Origin of the sequence: Hahella sp. HNIBRBA332, from assembly GCF_030719035.1 — a bacterium.
Lineage (GTDB): Bacteria > Pseudomonadota > Gammaproteobacteria > Pseudomonadales > Oleiphilaceae > Hahella.
This window is the reverse complement of the sequence record NZ_CP132203.1, coordinates 2,695,374-2,717,819: the sequence shown is the minus strand read 5'-3', so window position 1 is coordinate 2,717,819 and position 22,446 is coordinate 2,695,374. Positions and strand designations below refer to the sequence as shown.

5 protein-coding genes are annotated in these 22,446 nt (G+C 64.4%); all 5 read right to left on the bottom strand.

All coding sequences use genetic code 11. From position 1 onward, the window contains the following. Positions 1-38: 38 nt before the first annotated feature. Entirely contained in the window at positions 39-3,317 is a 3,279-nt protein-coding gene (locus tag O5O45_RS12215) for a non-ribosomal peptide synthetase (RefSeq protein WP_305905503.1), read from the bottom strand. Further along, positions 3,314-7,945 (bottom strand): non-ribosomal peptide synthetase, encoded by a 4,632-nt coding sequence (locus O5O45_RS12210; protein WP_305905502.1) that lies wholly within the window; start codon positions 7,943-7,945, stop codon positions 3,314-3,316. Before O5O45_RS12210 ends, O5O45_RS12215 begins: the two co-directional genes overlap by 4 nt. 115 nt (positions 7,946-8,060) lie before the next feature. Then, positions 8,061-12,974: a non-ribosomal peptide synthetase gene (locus tag O5O45_RS12205; RefSeq protein ID WP_305905501.1), complete on the bottom strand. Its 4,914-nt coding sequence runs from the start codon at positions 12,972-12,974 to the stop codon at positions 8,061-8,063. Next, entirely contained in the window at positions 12,974-18,835 is a 5,862-nt protein-coding gene (locus O5O45_RS12200; RefSeq protein WP_305905500.1) for an SDR family NAD(P)-dependent oxidoreductase, read from the bottom strand. The genes O5O45_RS12205 and O5O45_RS12200 overlap by 1 nt, the downstream gene beginning before the upstream one ends. Positions 18,836-18,872: 37 nt before the next feature. Then, a complete protein-coding gene (locus tag O5O45_RS12195) occupies positions 18,873-22,427 on the bottom strand; it encodes a non-ribosomal peptide synthetase (protein WP_305905499.1) in 3,555 nt (1,184 codons plus the stop codon). Between the last annotated feature and the right edge of the window lie 19 nt (positions 22,428-22,446).

Sequence of the window (22,446 nt, the reverse complement as noted above, 5' to 3'; positions counted from 1 at the left end):
CGTTATGGTTGTTGTCTGTTTTCTGTTTTCTTCCGTCTTCAGGATGACTCCGCGGCGGCGGGGTCCTGGGTCTCCGGGTTCCTGGCCTCCGGTTTTGACGCGCCGACGGCGTAGCGGGAGCGGTCGACGCGACGAATGCCGCTCTCAGGCGCCGGCGCTGCGGCGGTTGTCGGCGCATCGATGGCGGCGGCCAGATCCTTGAGCACGGGCTTATCGAACAGCAGCGCCAGCGGCAGATCGCATCGCAGCTGTCCGCGCAGCTGCGACAGGACGCGGGTGGCGCTCAAAGAATGCCCGCCCAGCTCCAGGAAATGATCGCTGCGGCCAATGGGGCGACGATCCAGCACCTGACTCCAGATTTCCGCCACCCGCTTTTCCGTCGCCGTCTGCGGGGCCTCGTAAGGCGCTTCCGCATGCAATTGTTCCGCTTCGCGACGGATCGCCTTGCGATCCAGTTTGCCATTGGCGTTCAACGGCAGGCTGTCCCGCTCCCGCAGAATGGCGGGTGTCATGTAGGACGGGGCGCGCTGCGCCAGCCATTGACGGATGCCGTCCAGGTCCAGCGGCGAATCCTCCGCGTTGCGGGGGGTGACGAAGGCCGCCAGCAAGGTGTGCCCGTCCGCGCCCCGGGTCGCCGCCACCGCCGCTGCGCGCACGCGTTCGTGGCGGGACAGCAGATGCTCGATTTCCGCCGGCTCCACGCGATGGCCGCGTACGGATAACTGATCGTCGATGCGGCCGAGGAAATCCAGATTGCCGTCTTCGCGCCAGCGGCCCTTGTCCCCGGTCAGGTACACCCGCTCGCCGGGTTGGCGGGGATGCGCCACAAAGCGCGCAGCGGTGAGGTCGGCGCGTCCCCAGTAACCTCGCGCCAGGGAAGGGCCGGCCAGGGCGATTTCTCCCGCCGCGCCCAAAGGCGTCAGGCGCTGCTGGCGGTCGAGAATCAATACCTCGGTGTTGGCGATGGGTTTGCCGATGGGATAGGGATTGGGCTCCTGGGGCGCCAGATAGCAGGAGGTGGCGCACACGCTGAACTCGGACGGCCCGTAGTTATTCGAGACTTTGATGCGATCGCTGGCGCCGCCGTTGCGGATGCCCTGCAAGGTGTCGCCGCCGGATTGCAGCACGATGTTCTGCAACAGGTGCGGATAGCTGACGCAGGCTTCCTCGCACAAGGCGGGAGGCAGAAATGAAATATCAATGCGCTGTTCATGCAGAAATTCGCACAGGGGACCCACATCCCGCCGCAGCGCCTCCGGCGTGATTACAATCGTCGCCCCCGCGCACAGCGACGGCAGCGACTCCCATACGGAAGCGTCGAACGCCGGCGACGCCAGCAGCGTGGTGCGTTTGCCCGCCTGGATGCCGAATTGACGGCGGCTCCATTGGATCAGGTTGATCAGGCCGAGATGCTCCAGCATGACGCCTTTGGGCTCCCCCGTGGAGCCGGAGGTGAAGATCACATAAGCCAGACTGCGCAGTCCACAGGCGCGGACCGGAGCTTGGGGGCGGCGACTGTCAGGCTCAATGGCGTCCAGGTTGATAAATGGAATCTGGCTATGCTCGCGCCATTGCGCCGCTTCCCCGGCGTCGCCGATCACCAGCTTGCACTGCGCCTGCTGGAAGATGCGCAGGCGGCGCTCCGGCGGATAGTCCGGGTCCACAGGAACAAAGGCCGCCCCGGCTTTGCCCGCCGCCAGTTCGGCGATCAGCAGGGCGGCGCCGCGGGGCAGGGCGACGCCGATGCGGTCCTCCACGCCCACGTCATAGCGTTCCTGCAGCCATGCGGCCAAGGCGTTGGCGCGTTCGTCCAGCTCGCGATAGCTGATGCGGCGCTCGCCGTCTTCCACTGCAATGCTGTCCGGCGCGGCGGCGACAGCCTGCTCGAACAGATCCAGATAGCTGTCGCAGGAGGGCAATGGGGAAATCTCGCCTTGCAAGGCGCGCAGGCGGTCGTACTCGGCTGCATCCAGCAGGTCTAGTTGCCGCAACGGTGGGGTCGTCCTATCTCCAGGCGTACCCAGCCCTTGTCGTAGCAGACGTTCATAGTGTCCGCTCAGGCGCTCGACGAAAGCCGGTTCGAACTGCGCCGGGTTGTACAGGTAACGCATAACCAGCGTCGTCCCTTGCGGGCCAGGCTCTGGCGTGGCGGTGACGCCGAAATCGTAGGGAATATCCTCATGTTTGCTGATGCTTTCCACCTGAATGGCGTCGCGGAAAGCCCCTTCCGGGTGCGCCGGCGCGGGATAGTTCTCAAAGGCGAACAGGTGGGTGATCAGGTCCTTGCCGAGAGGGCTGAACTGTTGCACCTCGCTTAACGGCAGGTACTGGCGCGACGCCGCCTCCAGCAAACGCATTTGCGTGGCCTGGGCCAGTTCGCGCAGGGTGGCGTCAGGACCGATGCGCAAACGCAGGGGCAAGGTGTTGATGAAAACCCCCACCATTTCCACCGCTCCGGGAAGCTCCGCCGGACGACCGGACACCAGGGTTCCGAACACCACGTCGTCGCAGTCGTTGTAGCGGGCCAGTAATGCGCCCCAGGCGGCTTGCAGGATGGCCCCCGGCGTCATTCCCCAGTCCGCTGCGGCCTGCCGCACGCGCTCGCTGAGCGTCTGGGGAAGCGCGTGGGTGAATGTGCGTTTGCTTACGCTGGCGGGCGCCAGTGTCTGCTGCCGTGGGACCTGGGCGGCCTGATGGTAATCTTCCAATTGTTCGCGCCAGTAGTTCCGGGCCTGCGTCGCGTCCTGGCGCTGCAGCCATTGAATATAACGGCTATAGGGCGGCGGTGCGGGCAACTCCAGCGGGCGCGCTTCGCGCAGAGCGTCGTAGATCAGCGTGAAGTCCCGCAACAGCAGGCTCAGGCACCAGCCGTCCATGAGGATATGGTGCAGGCTCCACAGCAGGGCGAAACGGTCGTCCGCCAGTTGCAGCAGCTGCATGCGCATCAGCGGTTCCCGCTGCAGGTCGAAGCTGCGCTGGCGGTCTTCCACCTGGGCCTGACGAATCAGTTCTTCCTGAAACTCCGGCGACGCCTTGCGCAAGTCACTGTAATGGAACTCGCCGACCCGTTGGTGCAGCACCGCCTGCAGGGGACGGGACACTTTCTCGGCGATGAACTGGACGCGCAGGATGTCGTGACGCTGGAATAACCGTTCCCAGGCCTGCTCCAACAGATCCACCCGCAGTTCGCCGCGCAGCCGGTACAGCGCCTGCTCGTGGTACACCGGAGCGTCGGGATGCAGGAGGCTTTGATAGAGCATGCCTTCCTGCATGGGGGACAAGGGATACAGGTCCTTGAGGTTTTCCTTTTTTATCATGAAATGATTCCTTCCAGCTCATCCAGGCTGATATCAGAATAGGTCAAGTCCGAAGGCGTGACGGTCGTATCCGGGCGCGCCAGGCAGTGTGCGGCCAAATCCGCCAATTGCTCGCTCCAGCGGGTCAGCAGCGCGTCGGCGTCCAGCAAGGGGCGCACGCGATCGATGCAGAGTTGCAGACGCAGATGTCCGCCCAGGGCCATGGCGCTGATCTCCAGGGCGCAGGGACGCGGCGCTTCGGGTGGAACGCAGTCGCCGCTGGGTTCATCGCTGAAGCGCAGGCTGGCGTTAGCGAGAGGCGCGTCGAGTTGTCCCAGGTAGTTGAAGCTGATCTGCGGCTGCAGGTTGAAGCGCAGCGCCGCGGTGGCGGCGTCGCCGCCGAATTCCTGCAACAGGGAGTAGCCGGCGCCTTTGCGGGGAACGCGACGCAGGCTCTCTTTCACCGATTTGATCTGATAGGCCAGCTCGCGGTCGCCGGGCAGGGTCAGGGACAGGGGCCACAGACTGGTGAACCAGCCGGCGCAGCGGGACAGGTCCAGATCCGTCTCCAGCTGGTCGCGGCCGTGGCTCTCCATCAGCAGGCACAGGTTGACCGCCGCGCTGTCGGGCTGGGCCATGGCGCGGGCCAGGGCGGTGAGCAACAGATCCTCCGGCGTGGTGTTGTACGCCTGATTCGCGGCGGTCAGTAACGTCTGGGTCAGCGCCGGGTCTAACTCCCGGGTCAGGGGCAGGGCGTCGCCGTAGCGGCAGGGCCCGGCGTCGGCGGCGTCGAGGTTTTGGGTTTCCTCCTGCGCCGCCCAGTAGGGGATGTCCGCCTGCAGTTCGCGGCTGCCGCCAAAATGGGCCAGTTGCGCCGCCCAGCGGGTAAACCCGGGCGCTTCCGGCAAGTGGACGGGCTGATCGTCGCAGGCCTGGGCGTACCCTTGCAGCAGGTCTTCCAGCAGAATGCGCCAGGACACGCCGTCCACCGCCAGATGGTGCGCCGCCAGCAGCAAGCGATCGCCATCCGGGCAGCGCAATAGCGCGGCGGCGAACAAGCGTCCGTTTTCCGGGTCCATCGCGGCGTGCAGCTGTTCGCCCTGGTGGATTAATGCAGAGGGGAGATCCTTGCAGCTCCTGAGGTCGATTTCCTGCAGGCGTACTCCCGGCGCAGCGTCCAGGGGCATGGCTTCCTGCATCCAGTGATTGCCGTCATCCCGCAGGAAGCGCAGTCGCAGCGATTCATGAGAGGCGTAAATCCCATCCAGCGCCGCCTGTAACGCCGGGGCGCGCATCGTTTCATCGCTGCGTAGCAGGAGTGCGTGATTGAAACGGCGCGGATTCCCGCCATGGTCCCGGAAAAAGCGACTCTGCGCCGGCGTGAGGGGAACCGGACCTTGCGGGTCGGTGGTCAAATCCTGATCCTGAGGTTGCGTCGCAGGCGCGACCCAGGGCGCCAGCGCCGCGATGGTTGGATTGGCGAACAGGTCTTTGATGGCCATTTTCCAACCTTCCCGATGCAGCCGGGAGGCCAGTTGTATGGCTTTGATGGAGTCGCCTCCCAGGGCGAAGTAGTTGTCGTTCACGCCGACCTGATCCCGTCCCAGGATCTCGCTCCACAGCCGCGCCAGCAGTATTTCCAGAGGGCTTTGCGGCGCGGCGAAGGCGGTGGTCACGCCGAGGCGCCCGCTTTGCCGCAGCGCCGCCAGCGCCTTACGATCCAGCTTGCCGCTGGCGTTCAAAGGCAGCTCGTGCAGTGCGACATAGCTGCTGGGAAGCATGTACTCCGGCAAACGTTCCTGTAAGTATCTTCTTAAGGTATCTGCGCCAACCTCTTGTTTTAAAATAACGTAGGCGACCAGTTCTGCGCTGATGGATTCATTCTCGGAGTCGGGGGCGACGAGCAACGCCGCCGCCTGCTCCACATCGGGATGGGCGCGCAGATGGGACTCCACCTCTCCCAGTTCGATACGATGGCCGCGCACTTTCACCTGATCGTCCATGCGTCCCAGGAACTCCAACGCGCCATCCATGGTCCAGCGACCGCGGTCGCCGCTTTTGTAAAAGCGAACCGCACCGGAAGCGGAACAGGGAGAAGTGAGGAAGACGAACTTCTCTCCGTTCAGCTCCGGCCGGTTCAAATAACCTCGGCTGACCCCCGCGCCTGCCAGAACGATTTCACCCGTCACCCCCGCCGGGACCGGCGCGCCATGGCGGTCCAGCACCCAGGCGCGGGTATTGCGCAGGGGCTGGCCGATGGGAACGTAAGGCGACGAAGGCAGGCGCTTGCTGTCGATCACGTAGGCGGTGGCGTCCACGCAGCATTCGGTCGGCCCATACACGTTGATCAGGCGCACGGCGGGCAGCGCCTCGCCAAAAGCCTGCGCCAACGCGCTGGGCAGCGCTTCTCCGCCCACCAACAGGGTGTCCAGCGCCAGTTCGTCGCTGCGCCGCGCCAGCTCCGGCAGCCACAAGGCCAGCAGGGTGGGCGTGCAGTCGCTGAGAGTAATACGTTGCTGAATGAACAGGTCGGTGAGGCGGGCGGCGTCCTGGCGTGTATCCTGGTCCACCACCAGCAGGCGATGTCCATGCAGCAAGGCGGGAAACAACTGCTGCACGCTGGCGTCGAACACGGCGCTGGCCAGCAGCGCCACGTTGATGGGGCGGCTGTAGCGGCGGTAGGCGATATCCCAGAGCGCGTCGTTCAGGTTGACCACGTTGCGATGCTCGACGGCGACGCCTTTGGGGACGCCGGTGGAGCCGGACGTGTAGATCACGTAGGCAAGCTGGTCCGGACGCAGCATCCGTTGCAGCTCCAGTTCCGGCGCGGCTTCCAGGTGCTGGGCCGCATCCGGCAGCGCAAGGATGTGTACGGGCGCGCCGGCGTCGATATCCCGCAACGCCGCCAGCGTCCCGTTGTCAGCCACGATGATGCGCAGGCCGCTGTCGACGATTTGCTGGCGCAGGCGCGCTTCCGGTTGCGCGATATCCAGAGGCAGATAAGCCCCGCCAGCGCTCAGTATTCCCAGCGCCCCCACCGCCAGATTGACGGAGCGGCCGGTGCACAGGCCTACGGGTTCGTCGTCGGCGACGTCCAGCTCCGCCAGTCGGCGCGCGAGTCGATTGGCGGCTTCGCGCAGGGCTTCATAACTCAGTTGCGCGTCGCCGTCGCTGACCGCGATGCGCTGAGGGGAGGCCTGGGCCTGACGCAGGAAGCGATCAATCAAGGTGTCGCTGTCGGGCCGCCAGGACAGTCCCTCGCTGACGTCCCGCAGCAGCTCCAGGCTGGCTTCGGAAAGCAGGGGGATGGCGGCGACCTTAACCTCGATATTACTGCAGAAAGATTCGATAATAGTTTGAAATATAAGTGGAATTGATTCCACGTAAGCAGGTTCATAACGGCCGCGGTTGTAAATCAGTTTGCCTTGCAGACGCTCCCCGGGCATGAACTGCAGGTCGAAGTCGTAATGGGTTTTTTCGAAGCTGAACACGTCCTCCACGGCGAAGCCCAGGTCGGACTGATCGGCGGCCCGTTTCACCAGCGCATCCACCGGATAATTTTCCACCGCCATCACCAGATTGAACATGCCCTGGTCCTGACCAGCGAAACCGGCGGCGGACTGAATTTTAGCCAGGGGATAGTAGTGATGGGGCGCGGACGCCAGATGGCGTTGCTGCAGCGTTTGCGCCAGTTGCAGCAGGTTGCGCTCGGGATCGACGCGAATCCGGCAGGGGACGGTGTTGATAAAGGGCCCCACCATGTGCTCTACGCCCTGCAGATCCGCCGGCCGGCCGGACACCACGGTTCCGAACGTCACATCTTCCTGATCGCAGCAGCGCGCCAGCAGAGTCGCCACCGTCGCCTGCAACAAGGCGTTGAGGGTAACGCCATGTTGCGCGCACAGGCTTTGCAGACGCTCGGTCTGGCCCCGGCTCAACTGAAAGCTCAGTTCGGCGCTTTCCGGCTGGGCGTCCGGTCGGTATGTGCGAAAAGGCGGCTCTGTCGGTTCCGAGAAGCCGTCCATATAGGTCCGCCAGTATTCCGCCGAGGCGGCTTGATCCTGGGCCGCCAGCCAGCGCGTATAGCGACTGAAAGGGGGCGTCGGCGTGAGGTTGAGCTGGGTTTCCGCGTCTTCGCCCTGACGCAGACTGCGATAGGTCGCGAGCAGTTCGCTCAACAGCAGGCCATAGGACCATCCGTCCAGCAGGATGTGATGATGGCTCCACACCACTTCCCAAAGATCGTCCTCCAGGCGCAGCAGGCTGATGCGCCACAACGGTCCCTGGCTCAGGTCGAAGCCCAGGCGACGTTCGTTATCGCGAAAGTGGCGGCAATAGGCGTCAGAGCGCAGAGAGTCGATGTGGCGCAGGTCCTGGCGCTCGATGTGGGGAGGCAGCTGATGCAGCACGATTTGCAGGGGCTGGTCGCTTTGCTGGTGGGAAAACAGGGTGCGCAGCAGATCATGGCGTTGCGCCAGCAGACGCCAGGCCTGCTCAAAGGCGTCCGCGTCCAGCTCGCCCCGCAGCCGCCAGGCGGTCTGCTGGAAATAGGCGCTGGATTCGGGCTCCAGCAGCGCGTGAAACAGCATGCCTTCCTGCACTGGCGTGAGAGGATAGATGTTCTTGATGTCCTTCTTGGTAACTGTCATGGTCCTTGTCCGATTCTTGTTGTTCAGGGACTTCTGGATCTGACGCCTTCAGCGGCCTGGTCTTTGCGACCGCTGAAGACGTTTCCCGCACGTCTTCCCATACGAGCGGAACGGGTTAACTCAACCGGTCTATGAACTCATCCAGTTCCTCCAGGTTGAAGCCGTCATAATCAATGTCCGCCGGGGTCAGCTCCGCTTCGGTTTTGCCGGCGGCGTGGCGGATGATGCGACGCAGATCGTCCATCAGGGCTTCCGCGAACATCACCAGATCGCCGGCGCTGAAACAGCCGGCGCAGCCGGTCAGGCGCAATTGCAGGCAACCGTCCAGCACCAGCGCCACCACTTCCAGCGCCTGCAGGTTCGCCGCCTGCGGGTCCCGCGTCGGCCCTGCGTTTTCCTCCGCGAGCTGGAACAGGTCGCCAGTGAAAGTGCGGTCGAACTGGCCGAGATAGTTGAACGCCACCACAGGTAAGGGCGCGAAGGCGATGGCGTCGTCGCCGTCGATATCTTCCTGGTCGCGCACGTAGCGAAGAATGCCGTAGCCTGCGCCTTGTTGCGGCGCGTTGCGCAAGGTCTCTTTCACCACTTTGATCTGGCGGTCGATCTCGTCATCGGCGTGCACCGCGAAGGCGAGGGGGTACAGACTGGTGAACCAGCCCAGGGTGCGGGAGACATCGAGGCCGACGCCCAGGTCTTCCCGGCCATGCCCTTCCAGTAGCAGGCTTGGCGGCGCCAGCTCCTGCCGCACCAACGTACGCAGCAGGGCGGTGATGAGCAGCTCGTCCCCCCGGGTGCGATAGCCTTGATTGGCGTCGCGCAACCATTGCGCGGTGGCGGCGCCGTCAAGCTGACTTTCCACGTAATGGTGGGCGGCCTCGCGGTTTTGCATGCGCGCAGGGATAGACTGACCGGCGCGCAGGGCTTCCTGGCGTCGCCAGTACTCCAGCTCTTTTTGGGAAAAGGCCGGCGCGCCGCTGTTGACGGCCTGCGCCCACTGAACGAAATCCGTCACCGGAGCCAGTGTGATCTTGGCTCCCTCCAGGGTTTGCTCGTAGGCCTGGGTAAGGTCTTCCAGCAGAATGCGCCAGGACACGGCGTCCATGACCAGATGATGGGCCGCCAGAAACAGGCGTTGTCCGCCATCGCGCAGGCGATACAGCGCCGCTTTGAAGAGGCCGCCTTTACGCAGGTTGAAGCGGGTTTGCAGATCCGCCATATGGGCTTCCATCGCCGCTTTCGGGTCTGCGGCGGCGCGCAGGTCGATGTCGCTCAATAAGCTGTCGGGATCCACCTCCACACGCACTTGACGCACCTGATCAGGCTCGCCCTGGAAAGCCAGTTGCAGCGCGCCATGGTGACGCTGCAGTGCGGCCAGACTGCGCTGCAGTGGCTCTGTCTGCAACTCGCGGGCGGGGCGCAGCAAAATCGCCTGGTTGTAATGGTCGCGACGGCCTTCAAAATGACTGAAGAACCAGCGCTGGATCGCCGTCAGCGGCGCTTCCGCCGGCGCGGCGTTGGGGGAGACGGTCTCTACGATGGCCTGTAATTGCGGCGCCAGTTCAGCGATGCTGCGGTATTCGAAAATCTGTCTGACTTCCATGCGCCAGCCGATCTGACGCAGACGCGCGGAGATCTGCAGCGCCTTGATAGAGTCGCCGCCGAGAGCGAAGTAGTCGTCCTGGGCGCTGATATCGGCGACATTCAGGACACGGCTCCAGACCTGCGCCAATGCGGTTTCTCGGGCGCCGTCCGGCGCGCGGCGCAGACGCTTTTCCTGGCCGGGGGCGGTGGCGTCGCATTGCGGCAAGGCGCGTCGGTCGATCTTGTTGCTGGCGGTGAGCGGCATCTGCGCCAGAAACGACCAGCGCGTCGGAATCATGTAGTCGGGCACGCGATCCTGCAGAAAGCCGCGCAGCGCCTCCACCGCGGGAGCTTGGGCCTCTTCCCGCAGAGTGAGATAGGCGGACAGCTCATGGCGTCCCGGTTCGGTTTCCAGAGCGATCGCAGCAGACTCCGCCACCGCGGGATGCTGACGCAGGTGCGCCTCGACTTCTCCCGGCTCCACCCGGTGTCCGCGGATTTTGATCTGCTGATCCATGCGGCCGAGATACTGGATGGCGCCGTCTTGCAGCCAGCGTCCGCAGTCGCCGGTGGCGTACAGGCGGCGCTCGGAAATCTCGGGGTAATAGGCGAACTTTTCCCGGGTCAGGGCGGGTTGATTCAGATAGCCGCGACCCACCGGGTCGCCGCCGATGAATATCTGGCCGGGGGCGCCTACGGGAACCGGCTGACTGAACTTATCCAGAATGAACGCCTGCGCGTTGGGCAGGGGCGTTCCGATGGGAACGATGGGAAAGTGATACGGATTCTCCCGGGGAACCCGCAACGCAGTGACGTCAACGGTGCATTCAGTTGGACCATAGACGTTGAAAAGCGTGGCTCTGGCGTTTTGCTGATAGAACGACTGCGCGAGTTCACGGGTCAATGGTTCGCCGCCGGTGAGCAGGGCGTCCAGGCGCAAGCCGAAGGTCGCCGGCAGCCTGTCCGCCACCATCATCGACAGTAGGCTGGGAGTGCAGTCCGCCACCGCCACGTTATGATCAAGAAAACACTGGGCCAGGCGCGCCGGTTCCAGGCGCTTTTCCGGCGCTACGATCAGCAGCTTATGTCCGAGCAGCAGAGCGGCGAAAATCTGCTGCACCGAGGCGTCGAACACGGGGTTGGCCAGCAACGCCACGCACACCGGTTCCTGATAGCTCTGATAGACCAGTTCCCGCAGCCCTTCCACCAGATTCAGCACATTGTGATGCTCCACCTGACTGCCTTTGGGCGCCCCGGTGGAGCCGGAGGTGTAAATGATATACGCCAGTTGGCTGCGTTGTATGGCGATGGCGTTGGTCGGAGCGGCCACTGGTTTGGCCAGGGCCTGCTCGATGCAAATCAGTTCGGCGGGATAGGGCGCCACCGTCGAGCGGGCGGCGTTCAGCGTGGCCTGGTCGACCACGATCAGGCTCAGTCTGGCGTCGCGGATCTGGTGTTGCAGGCGGGCGCGGGGATGGGCGATGTCCATGGGCATATAGCCTGCGCCGCTTTTCAATATGCCCAGTATGCCGATGATCAGGTTGAGACTGGGTCGTACGCACAGCCCCACCGGCTGGTCCGGCAAGGCTCCCTGATGACGCAGACGCGCCGCCAGCGCGTCGCTGCGTTGGTCCAGTTCGGCGTAACTTAACTCGCCATCGTCGGCGATGACGGCGGTCAGCTGCGGGTTGCGGGCCGCCTGCTGACGGAAGCAACTGACGATGTCGTCTCCGAGAATGGGCTCTTCCACCGGTCGCACGATAGTGGATGGAGAGCCATGCCAGTATTCATTGAAGACGCGTAACTGGCGCAGGTCTTCGGCGTCGATCATGGTCAGCTGATCCAGCTCGGCTTGCGGCGCGGCGATCACGCTGTCCACCAGGGTGGCGAAGTGTCGGGCCATGCGCTCGATGGTTCCGGACTCGAACAGGTCGAGGCTGTATTCAAACTCGCATTGCAGGGCGCCATCGGTCTCCGTGACGATCAGCGACAGGTCGAACTTGGCGCTGCCCCGGTTGACCGGCAGGGATTCGATGGCGAGGCGCGGTAGCCGCAGGCTCTCCATGGGGGCGCTTTGCAGCAGGAACATGACCTGGGCGATGGGCTCGTAGCCGGGCCGGCGCTCCGGCTGCAACGCCTCCACCAGCTTGTCGAAGGGCATTTCCTGATGTGCGAACGCGCCCAGGGTGGTTTCCCGCACCTGTTGCAGCAATTCGACGTAATTGGCGACGCCGCTGAGATCGACCCGCAGCGCCAGGGTGTTGACGAAGAAGCCCACCACGTTTTCCAGCTCGGGACGCTCCCGGTTGGCCACCTGGGTGCCCACCACTATGTCGCTGGCGCCGCTGTAGCGCTGCAGCAGCATATTGAAGATCGCCAGCAGCGCCATAAACAGGCTGCACCCCTGTTGCCTGGCGAGGGTCTGCAGGGCGTCGCCCCGGTCCGCGGACAGGGTGATGAAATAGCTGGCGCCGCGATAACTGCGCTGACGGGGACGCGGGTGATCATACGGCAGATCGGGGGGCGGCGGCGGATTCTGCAGGCGCGGCAGCCAGTATTCCCGCAAGCGGGGCAGCTCCGCCGGCAAAAAACTTTGCTGTTGCCAGCAGGCGTAATCCGGGTATTGGGTGGACAATGGCGGCAGCTCGCCGACGCCGGCGTAAAACGTCATCAGCTCACGGGTGAGAATGCCCTTGGACCAGCCGTCGGCGATGATGTGATGCAGGGTGAACAGCAGGACGTGGCGCTGCGGTCCCAGTTTCAGCAGACGCGCCCGGGCCAGGGGGGCGCGGCTCAGGTCAAAGGGAGCCACGGCCTCCGCATCCGCGAGCTTGGCGGCGGCGCGCTCCGCCGCGCCCGGCTCCAGACTGCTCAGATCCTCCAGGGTCATCGATAGGGTCGCCTGTTCCGCAATGTGCTGGCGGGGCCCGTCCGGTCCGTCGATGAAGCTGACGCGCAGGGCTTCGTGGCGGTCCGCAATTCGTTGCAGGCAGCGACGCAGCAGACTGACGTCGATGACGCCGTCCAGGCGCAATGCTTCGGGAATATTGTAGGCGGCATCGCCAGGTATATCGTAGGCGGCATCGCCAAGTATATTGCAGGCGGCGTCACCAGGAATATTGCAGGCGGCGTCGCCTCCCGGACCGGTCTGCGGCTCCGCCATGGCCATCACGAACCAGAGCCCCATTTGATTCAGGGACAAGGGCGCGGTTTTGGCGTAAGCCGGCGCTCGCGGAGGAATGCCCCGGCGCGGGGCCACCGCCTGCAGACGCGGCGGCGCCGGCTGCTTGGGCAGCAGGGGCAGAATGGTTTCCTTCATGGTCTTGAGGCGGGCGACCAGCTCCGGCGTCATGGCGTTTTTCGGGGCCCGGTAGCGCAGTTGCCCGTTATCATTCCAAAGCTGCACGCCGCTTTGTTCGACTTCCCGCAGAAAGGCGTACACTTCCATTACAGCACCCCTTCATCCATTTCTTCCGACAGGTCCGTGTCCACCGCTTCCGGGCAGGCGCGCTGCAGCCATTCGGCGAAGGCGGCCACGCTGGGATAGTCGAACAGGGCCTGCATGCTGATATCGGGAGAGAATCGGCTTTTCAGTCGCGACGCCATTTTGATGGCGATGAGACTGTCGCCGCCCAGGTCATGGAAATTGTCGTGGCGTCCCACTCTTTTAACCCCCAGCACCTCGCGCCAGATGGCGGCGATATCCCGCTCCAGATTGGTGGCGGGCGCATCGGCCGCGGCCTGATCGTCCTGCGCCGCATGGGCGAGGCGGCTCTGTTCGACGATGCGCTGCAGGTTGACGCCGCGGGCGTCCCGCAACAGATCGTCGATGCGACGGCGGGACATCAGCACCTGACTGAGGCCGCGTTGGGACAGCATACGCAGGAAGGCGTCGGCGCCAGTGGCCGGGTCCATGCCGCCTTCCGGGTCCTGTCCGGTTTTCTGGCGATACAGGGCCTCATAGGCGCAGGCCATGCCCACCTGTCGCCAGCGCTCCCAGTTGATGGACAAGGCAGGTACGCCCTGGCTGCGGAGTTGATGGGCGAAGGCGTCCACGCAGGAGTTGGAGGCGCAGTATTCCGCGTCGCCGACCCCGGGCGCCACGGCGCTGGTGGAGGAGGACAGCGCTACGAAATCCAGGTCCTTGACCGGTAAGGTCGCCAGCAGGTTGCGCACGCCGTGAGTCTTGGCGGCGAATTCGCCCTTGGCGGTATCGGGTTGCTTGAGCTGAATGGGGCCGCGATTTTCCGCCGCCGCGCAGTGAATCAGACCGTTAACAGGCCCGAAACGCTGTTGCGCCTGCGTCAGTTGCTCCTGTAGCGCCGCCAGATCGGCAATGTCGGTCTGTAAGGTCATGACCTGGGCGCCGAGACTGCGCAGGCGGCGCAGTTTGGCGCTGCGGTCGCGGTCGCCGCGTTCCGCGTCAGGGCTGACCACGGCGAACGGCGCCGCCACGTCGGCGTCGCCGGCGGCGGCCAATATCAGGCCGCAGTCGACTTCCTCCGGCCTCATGTCCTCGCCAGGGAAGACGCGCACGTCCCGATAGCCCAGGTCTTCCAGCAACGCGCGCCATTGCGGCAGGGACAGGAGCGGACAGTTTTCCCGCAGTCCGTCGGCGAAATACCACCATCCCGCCGCCAGTCCGTAGGCCATATTGGTCCAGCGTTCTGTTTGGGTGGACTCCAGCAGGCACAACAGGCCCCCAGGCGCCAGCAGGCGATGGGTCTGACGCAGGGTGGCGGGCAGATCCGCGGTGGCGTGCACGGCGTCCAGCTCTATCACCAGATCGAAACTGTGCGGATCGAGTCCTTGTTTCTCCGGCGGCAGTGAGGCGTCGAATTTGGCGAAATGCATTTTGCCCGCCAGATCGGGGTCTTGCTGAAAGCGTTCTTCCGCCGCTATCACGAAGCTGCGGCCGATATCAGTAAACCAGTACTCCACGTTCGCTTCACGCAGAGCGGGAGCGATCCAGTCGGTAAGAATGCCGGCCCCGGCGCCGATTTCCAGAATGCGCAACGGTCTGGCGTCAGGCTGCGCCGCCCGGGCTTGATGCAGTTCACGCAGCAAGCGTTGCAGCAACAGACCGTACAGACGGTGATGCGTATGCTCCACGGTCTCCGCTGCGGCTTTCTGCAGCCTGTCTCCCTGACCGGAGGGGTATAGCACGCTGATGGCGTCGACTTCACCGGTGAGAGCGGGGCGATAGTGACTGACGCAGTGATCCAGGAACGCCAGCATGGGAGCGAAGCCGGGATGCCGCTGGCTGACTTCCTCGCGCAAGGCGGCGGAGTCCGGCAGTCGCTCCAGAGCGGGTAAAAGGCGCAGTTGCTCGTTTTCCAGCTGGATCAACCCGTCTTGCGCCAGAATGGCGAACATCCAGCGGAAAAACTTGTCGAAACGGACGTCCAGACCGCAGACATTGATGAACGCGTCCACACTGACGGCGTCTTTCTCGCCCAGGTGGTCCCGCCACAAGGCGCTGATAAACCGGCCCAGGTAGGCGGAGCACAGGCCGTGCAGGTCGTCGCGCAGGCCCGGGTGGGCGTCGACGGTCTGAATCCCCAGTTCGTTCTTCAGCTCGCTTTCCATGGCGGCGATGCGTGTGGGCTCAGGCAATTGCGTTATGAGGCCGCCTTGGTTGGCGTCGGCGTCCTCGCTCCAGGCGGGAGCAGGCTGACGACCGGCCAGAATCAGCTTGGCCCGGCATTGCTGCGCTACGCATTCCGCCAGTTGCAGGCCGATGCCGCCCAAGCCGCCGGTGATCAGGTACACGCCGTCATCCCGCAAAGGTAATTGCTGCGGGTCGCTGACCGCCGGGGTGGGCGTGGGCGTGAATTCGCAGACCCAGCGATGATGGCGGGGCGGTTGCGTCAGATCCAGGCCGCGTAACGCCAGCAAGGGTTCATCGCCGGGACGCTGGGCGAGGTCGATCAGATCGCGACACAGCGCGTCCTGCTGGGCTTGCGATTGCGGCGGGACGACGTCAATGCACAGACTGCGCAGGTCGGCGTACTCCAACGGCGCCACCTTGATCGGACCCATGACCGCCGCCAGTTCCGGCGTGATCGCTTCGTCCCCGAGCACCGACTGCGCGGTGGCGGTGACGGCGCACAGCATGGGTATGGGGGAGGTCAGCCTATCGAATTGCTGTATCAGCCGGATCAGACTGCTGTAACCCAGGTTCAGCAGTTTCTCGCTGCGTTCCTGTTCGTCGACGGCGTCGATGTGCGGGGCGTAGGCCCAGGCGTGCAATACGAAATCCGGCGCTTGTTCGTCCGCCTGCAAGTGCGCGAACAGGGCCTGAAAATCTTCTTCCTGAGCGGGATCTATCTGTAGCGCGTCTGGTATGTGTCGATCTTGCGGCGCATAGGTTGAGCGCACCTGAGTCATACTGTCGCCGCGACGCTCAATCTCCGCCCGCAAGCCCTGCGCGAGCGGGGCGTCGTCCACCATCACCAGCCAGTGACGGGGTCTGGCGTCTGCGCCTGACTGCGCTGGCGAGGTCTGGCCAGAGAGTTCGACGGACAGAGGCAGACGACGCCAGGACGGGGCATAGAACCAGTCCTGTAACGGCGGCTCCGCCTGGTTGACGCGGACGCTCGGCGCGGCCCCCTGACCAGTGGGGGGATCTATCCAGTAGCGCTGGCGGGCGAAGGGGTAGCCCGGTAAATGCAGACGTTGATAACGACGACTGGCGTCTGGCGCGGCGCAATGAATGACGCCGGCGTAGTAGGCGCGCCAATCCAGGTCGCAACCGCGACGCCAGAGTTCGCCCAGAGTTTCCAGCAGCAGCCGCTCGGGATGCTCCCGGCGTGACGCAGGCGGAATCAGCGACAGAGCGTCATGACGCCAGCCCTGTTGATGAGCCAGCGCGGTGAGCGCGCGTCCCGCGCCCACTTCCACGCACACGTCCACGCCTTCCCGCCGCAGTGTCTGCAGGCCGGCGGAGAAGCGCACCGGCTCCAGCATATGGCGCACCCAGTAGTCCGGGTCCATGGCTTGTTCCGGGCGCAGCAGGTCGCCGCTCAGGTTGCTGACAATGGGAATCTGCGGCGCCTGCAGGCGCATGCCGCGCAACAGTTCCCGCAGTGGTTCGGCTACCGGCTCCATGGCCGGAGAGTGGAAAGCGCCGCTGGTGTTGAGGCGCTGGCAGGTGACGCCTTCGGCGGTCAGGCGCGCCTGCAGTTGTTCGATCGCCGCCGGCGGACCGGACAGAGTGCAGCACTCCGGGCTGTTGACCGCCGCCAGGGACAGACGCTCGCCCTGGCCTTTGTCGCCGGCGTGGGCGCGCAGATAGGGAATGACGCCCTCTTCGCCAAGGGAAACCACCAGCATGGCGCCGGCGGCGGTGTTCTGCATCAGGCGGCCGCGCTCAGTGAGCAGACGCAAGGCGTCCGGCAGGGTGAACACGCCGGCGAGACAGGCGGCGACATATTCGCCCAGACTGTGACCCAGTAACGCATCAGGTTGCAGGCCCCAGCTTTGCAGCAGGCGCGCCAGGGCGTATTCCAGCGCGAAGTTCAGCGGTTGCGCCAGAGCGGTGGGGGTCAGGGCGCGGCCTTTTTCCTTGTCGTCACAAAGCAGCGAGCGGATATCTATGTTCAGTAAAGGTTGCAACAGGGCGGCGCATTGGTCCAGATCCCGGCGAAATGAGCCGTAGCGGCGATACAGGGATGTGGCCATCCCGGCATATTGAGAGCCCTGGCCGGTGAGCAGAAACGCCAGCTTGTGGATAGGGCGCGCTTCCTGATTTCCGCCTTCGTTAAAGGCCAGCGCATCCCCGTCGCATACCGCATAGGCGCGTCGCTCCAGGCGTCGACGCCCGCAGGCCAGGGTGAAGGCGACGTCCGGCAGCGCTTGCGCCGGCAGCGTTTGCAGATGGTCGCTTAATTGCGCCTGCGCGCTTTTCAGGGCCGTCTCCGTGCGGGCTGAGACCAGCAGCAGTTGCGGCAGGGCCGCTTCTGAATCTTGAGCGGCGTCGACGCGGGCGTCCGGGGCCTGTTCCAATACTACATGGGAGTTGGTGCCGCCGACGCCGAACGAGCTGACGCCAGCGCGCCGGGGGAGATCGGCGGGCCAGTCGATGGCGTCGGCGTTGACGAAAAACGGGCTGTTGTCCAAATCCAGCTTGGGATTGGGGCGCTGAAAATGGCGGGTGGAGGGAATCTTGCCATGCTTGATCGCCAGGGCGGCCTTGATCAGACCGGCCATGCCGGCGGCGGTGTCCAGATGGCCAAAGTTGGTTTTCACCGATCCCAGGGCGCAGAAGCCTTTGCGCGCCGTGGTCAGCCGGAAGGCTTTGGTCAGCGCCGCCACTTCGATGGGGTCGCCCAGGGGCGTGCCGGTGCCGTGGGCCTCCACGTAACTGATGGTGTCCGCGGAGATGTCCGCCAGCGCTTGCGCCTCTGCGATTACCGCCGCCTCGCCGTCCACACTGGGGGCGGTGTAGCCGATTTTATCGGCGCCGTCGTTGTTGATGGCGCTGCCGCGAATCACCGCATAAATGTCGTCGCCATCCTCCAGGGCGTCCTCCAGGCGGCGCAGCAACACCACGCCCACGCCGCTGCCGCCCACCACGCCCTGGGCGTCGGCGTCAAAGGCCCGGCATTGGCCGTCGGGGGAGGGGATGCCGCCTTCCTGATACAGGTAGCCTTCTTCTTGCGGTACGCGCAGGGTGGAGGCGCCGGCCAGGGCCATATCGCACTGGCAGGACAACAGGCTTTGGCAAGCCAGATGCACCGCCACCAGCGAGGTGGAGCAGGCGGTGTTGACGTTGAAGCTGGGGCCCTTCAAATCCATTTTGTAGCTGACCCGGGTGGCGGCGAAATCCTTGTCGTTGCCGATCAGCAGTTGATAGTCCATGTCCGGCCCGGTGTATTGCGGGTGCGGAATGATATTGCGCAGGATATAGGTGGGCATGCCCACGCCGGCGAAGACGCCGATGCGGTTTTCCTCGCCCTGGCCGGTGTGGCCGGCGTCTTCCAGCGCGCGCCAGCAACTTTCCAGAAACAGGCGATGCTGCGGGTCCATCATCTCCGCTTCCCTGGGCGTGTAACCGAAGAAAGCGGCGTCGAATTTGTCGTAATCCTTGACCACGCCCTTCACGGGAACGTAGTCCGGGTGGTCGATCAGTGCGGCGGGAACCCCCGCCTGCAGTAGTTGCTCACGGGTGAAGCGGGTGGTGGAGACGGCGCCGTCTAGCAGGTTGCGCCAGAACCCCTCGATGTCGTCCGCGCCGGGAAAGCGGCACGCCATGCCGACAATGGCGATAGCGTCCGCTGGAATATCTTGGGATAGGGAGTCCTTCATGGTTGTATTCTTTTTCTTCCGTTTATTGTTCTTGCGTTTACTTGATTGGCAGCGATTGACTCAAAGCGCGGGCGTTGGCCTGTCGGCGGCGCGCCTGTCGCTGCCGGTCCACGCGCTGGGCGACGCTGTCACGCAATGCGGCGCGTTCGTTCTCCTCACCGCCGCCTTCCTGGTCCGCCAGGTGGGCGGCAAGCTGGGCGATGGTGGGATAATTGAACAAGGCGGTCAGCGGCGTCCGGAACTCCAGGCGCAGCAGGCGTTCATAAACTCGCGTCAGCAGCAGGGAGTAGCCGCCGATGTCGAAAAAGTTGTCGTAGATGCTGATGCGTTCCTGCCCCAGCACCTCGCGCCAGATGGCGGCGATTTCCTGTTCAAGTCGATTGCGGGGCGCCTGGAACAGGGCGGAGGAAACCCGGTTGGGCGTAGCCTGGGGCAGACGTTTACGGTCAATCTTGCCGTTGCTGTTGAGGGGCAGCTCATCCAGGATCATATAACTGGTGGGCGCCATGTACTCCGGCAGCTTGCTGCGGGCCAGCTTGCGCAGTTCTTCGAACAGGCGGGCGGGATCTTCCGGCGTACGGCGCACCACCAGAAACGCCGCCAGATACTCGCCGCCGTCCTCCGCGTATTGCTTGCATACCACCGCCTGATTCACCTGCGCGTGTTCGGTGAGCAGGGATTCGATTTCTCCCGGCTCGATGCGGAACCCGCGCAATTTGATCTGAAAGTCGCTGCGCCCCAGGTAGTCGATGGCGCCGTCTGCGCGGCGTCTCACCAGATCGCCGGTTTTGTAGACGCGGCCGCGGCACAGCGGGTGGCTCATGTGGACGAAGCGCTCCGCATTCAGCTCTGGCCGTCCCAGATAACCCCGGGTGATCCCGGCGCCGCCGATGCAGAGTTCGCCGGCGACTCCCGCCGGCGCAGGCTCGCCAAAGGCGTCGATGACGTACAGTTGGTAGTTGGCCAGGGGGGCGCCGATGGGAAGCGTCGCCAGTTCCGCGTCCGCGCCGGTGACCCGGTGGATGGAGGACCACACGGTGGCCTCCGTCGGGCCGTAAAAATTCCACACTGGCAGACCAGATTTTAATATCGGCGCAACCAAGCGGCCGGGGAATGCTTCACCGCCGCAGCAGAAGGCGCGCAACTGGTAAGGAAAGGCGTCATCGTCCCGGGTGGCCGCCAGCAGTTTCTCCATGTTGCTGGGGGTCAGGTTCAGCACGGTAGCGTTCTCCCTGCGCAGCAGGCGGGCCAGAGCGTGGGGGTTATGACGCTCTTCTTCCGTGGTCACCAGTAGCGTGCCGCCGTACAGCAGACAGCCCCAGATTTCCCACACGGAAAAGTCGAAAGCGTAGGAATGGAACAAGGTCCATACGTCGTCCGCTGAAAATTCCACGATGGGCTGCAGCGCCGCCAGCATGTTGAGCACGTTACGGTGTTCGATAGGCGTGGCTTTGGGGGCGCCGGTGGAGCCGGAGGTGAAAATGGCGTAAGCCAGACTGTCCGGCCGCGCCGGGTTGACCGGCGATGGCGCGCCGCAACGACAGGGTTGGCGGCTTGAAGAGTCGTCCGCGTCGAGGTGGCGCAGCGGATCGCTGCATTCGGGATAGCTGCGCAACAGGCGGTCCATGCGCACCAGGGTGCAGCCTTCAGGCAGATCCAGCGCCAGATCCGAATGGGTGACCACCAGCGCAGCGCCGGCGCTGGCGAGCATATCGGCGATGCGGTCGCGGGGGTTGGCCGGATCGATAGGCAGGTAGGCGGCGCCGGATTTCAGCACGCCCGCCAGCGCCGCGATCATATCCACGCTGCGCCCCATGTAGACCGCCACCAGGGTGTCCGGGGCGACGCCAAGATGCTGTAACTGCAACGCCAGCAGAGTGGCGCGGCGGTCCAGCTCCAGATAGCTGATGCGCTGGTCGCCGCAGACCACCGCGGTTTTGTGAGGATGCGCCAGCGTCGCTTCCCGCAACAGATCGGTCATGCGCCGGTCGCTGGGCAACGCTTTTGCCGTCGCGGCGGCGTCGTTCCATTGTTGGGTTTCCGCCGCGCTTAACATGGGCAGACGCAGCGGCGGCGTGTTCAGGCCTTTCGGCAGCTCCGCCAGCAGCTTGCGATAGTGTCCGATCATGCGTCGGATGGTGGCGGCCTCGAACAGGCTGCTGTTGTAGACGAACTGTCCTTGCAGTTCGCCGTCCACTTCCCACAGATGCACTTCCAGGTCCACGCTGACGTTGCGGCGTTTCAGCGCCAGGGGCTCGATCAACAGGCCGCGCAGGCTCAGCTCCGGGTGCGGCGTGTGGCGCGGCGAGTTCTGCAGGGCGAAGATCACCTGCACCAGCGGATTATGGGAAAGATCCCGCTCCGGCCGCAGCGCTTCCACCAGTTTTTCAAAGGGAAGCTCCTGGCGCTCCATGGCGCCCGCGCAGAAATCCCGCACCTGATCCAGATATGCAGAGGTGGTGGCGCAAGCGCCGGGACGCAGCCGCAGGGGCAGGGTGTTGGCGAAGTAGCCGAGCAGCCCTTCTACTTCGCGGCGATTGCGATTGGCCACCGGGGAGCCGATCAGCAGATCGTCCTGTCCGCTGTGACGCGCCGCCAGCACGCCAAACGCCGCCAGCGTGGCCATATACAGCGTCAGGTTGTGGCGGCGGCACAGGTCTTTCAGCGGTTGCAGCAAGGTGGCGGGAATCGTGAAATGCTCCACGTCGCCATGAAAGTTCTGCACCGGCGGGCGCGGATAATCCAGAGGCAACTCCAGACGCAGAGGCGCGCCCAGCAGTCGCGGCAGCCACCAGTCCAGTTCCGGCGGGCTGGCGTCGCGGGCGTAGCGTCGCTGTTGCCACGCCGCATAGTCGCCGTATTGAATGGGAAGCGCCGGTAAGGCGGGCGGCCGGTTCTGGGAAATGGCGTTATACAGGGCGGAGATTTCCTCCACCATCACGCCAATGGACCAGCCGTCGGTGACGATATGATGCAGGGTGATGAGCAGCACATGGTCCTGCGCGCCTTTACGCAGCAACTGCATGCGCAGCATCGGCCCCTGCCTCAGGTTAAAGGGTTCGTACGCCGCTGACGCCGCCAGTTCCTGGATGCGTCGGTCCTGTTCCGCCGCGGGCAGGGCGGACAAGTCCAGCTCCGTCAGTTCCACGTAAGGCAGCGGCTCTACAAATACCGCTTCGCTGTCCGGGTAGCGCGTGCGCAGCACTTCGTGACGCACCATGAGGGCGCGCAGGCTCTTGCGCAGCGCATCCACGTCCAGCGGACCCTGCAAGCCCATGGCGGTGGGCATGTTGTAGCCGTGACCGCCGCCCTCAAGCTGGTCGAGGAACCACAGGCGCTGTTGTCCGAATGACAACGGCGGCGGCTGCTCGCGCCCGGCGGGCGCTACGGCGTCGTGTTCGGCGCCGCTCTGTCGTTGCAAAAAGCGGATGACTTCGTCCTTGCGGGACTTCAGTTCGTCAATCAGTCCGGCGACGACTGGATCCTGCAGCAGCTCAGCGGGCGCGTTCAGCTTCAACGCGCCCTGATCCAGTCGCAAGCGCACATCGCTTGCCGCCAGTTGGGCGAGAAAATTACTAATGCCTGACTCCATAGTCACCCAACACTCCCTT

Excerpts from the sequence above, each read along its gene's own strand:
- O5O45_RS12205 (WP_305905501.1), bottom strand. The coding sequence starts at position 12,974 with ATGGAAGTGTACGCCTTTCTGCGGGAAGTCGAACAAAGCGGCGTGCAG.
- O5O45_RS12200 (WP_305905500.1), bottom strand. The coding sequence starts at position 18,835 with ATGAAGGACTCCCTATCCCAAGATATTCCAGCGGACGCTATCGCCATT.
- O5O45_RS12195 (WP_305905499.1), bottom strand. The coding sequence starts at position 22,427 with ATGGAGTCAGGCATTAGTAATTTTCTCGCCCAACTGGCGGCAAGCGAT.
- O5O45_RS12215 (WP_305905503.1), bottom strand. The coding sequence starts at position 3,317 with ATGATAAAAAAGGAAAACCTCAAGGACCTGTATCCCTTGTCCCCCATG.
- O5O45_RS12210 (WP_305905502.1), bottom strand. The coding sequence starts at position 7,945 with ATGACAGTTACCAAGAAGGACATCAAGAACATCTATCCTCTCACGCCA.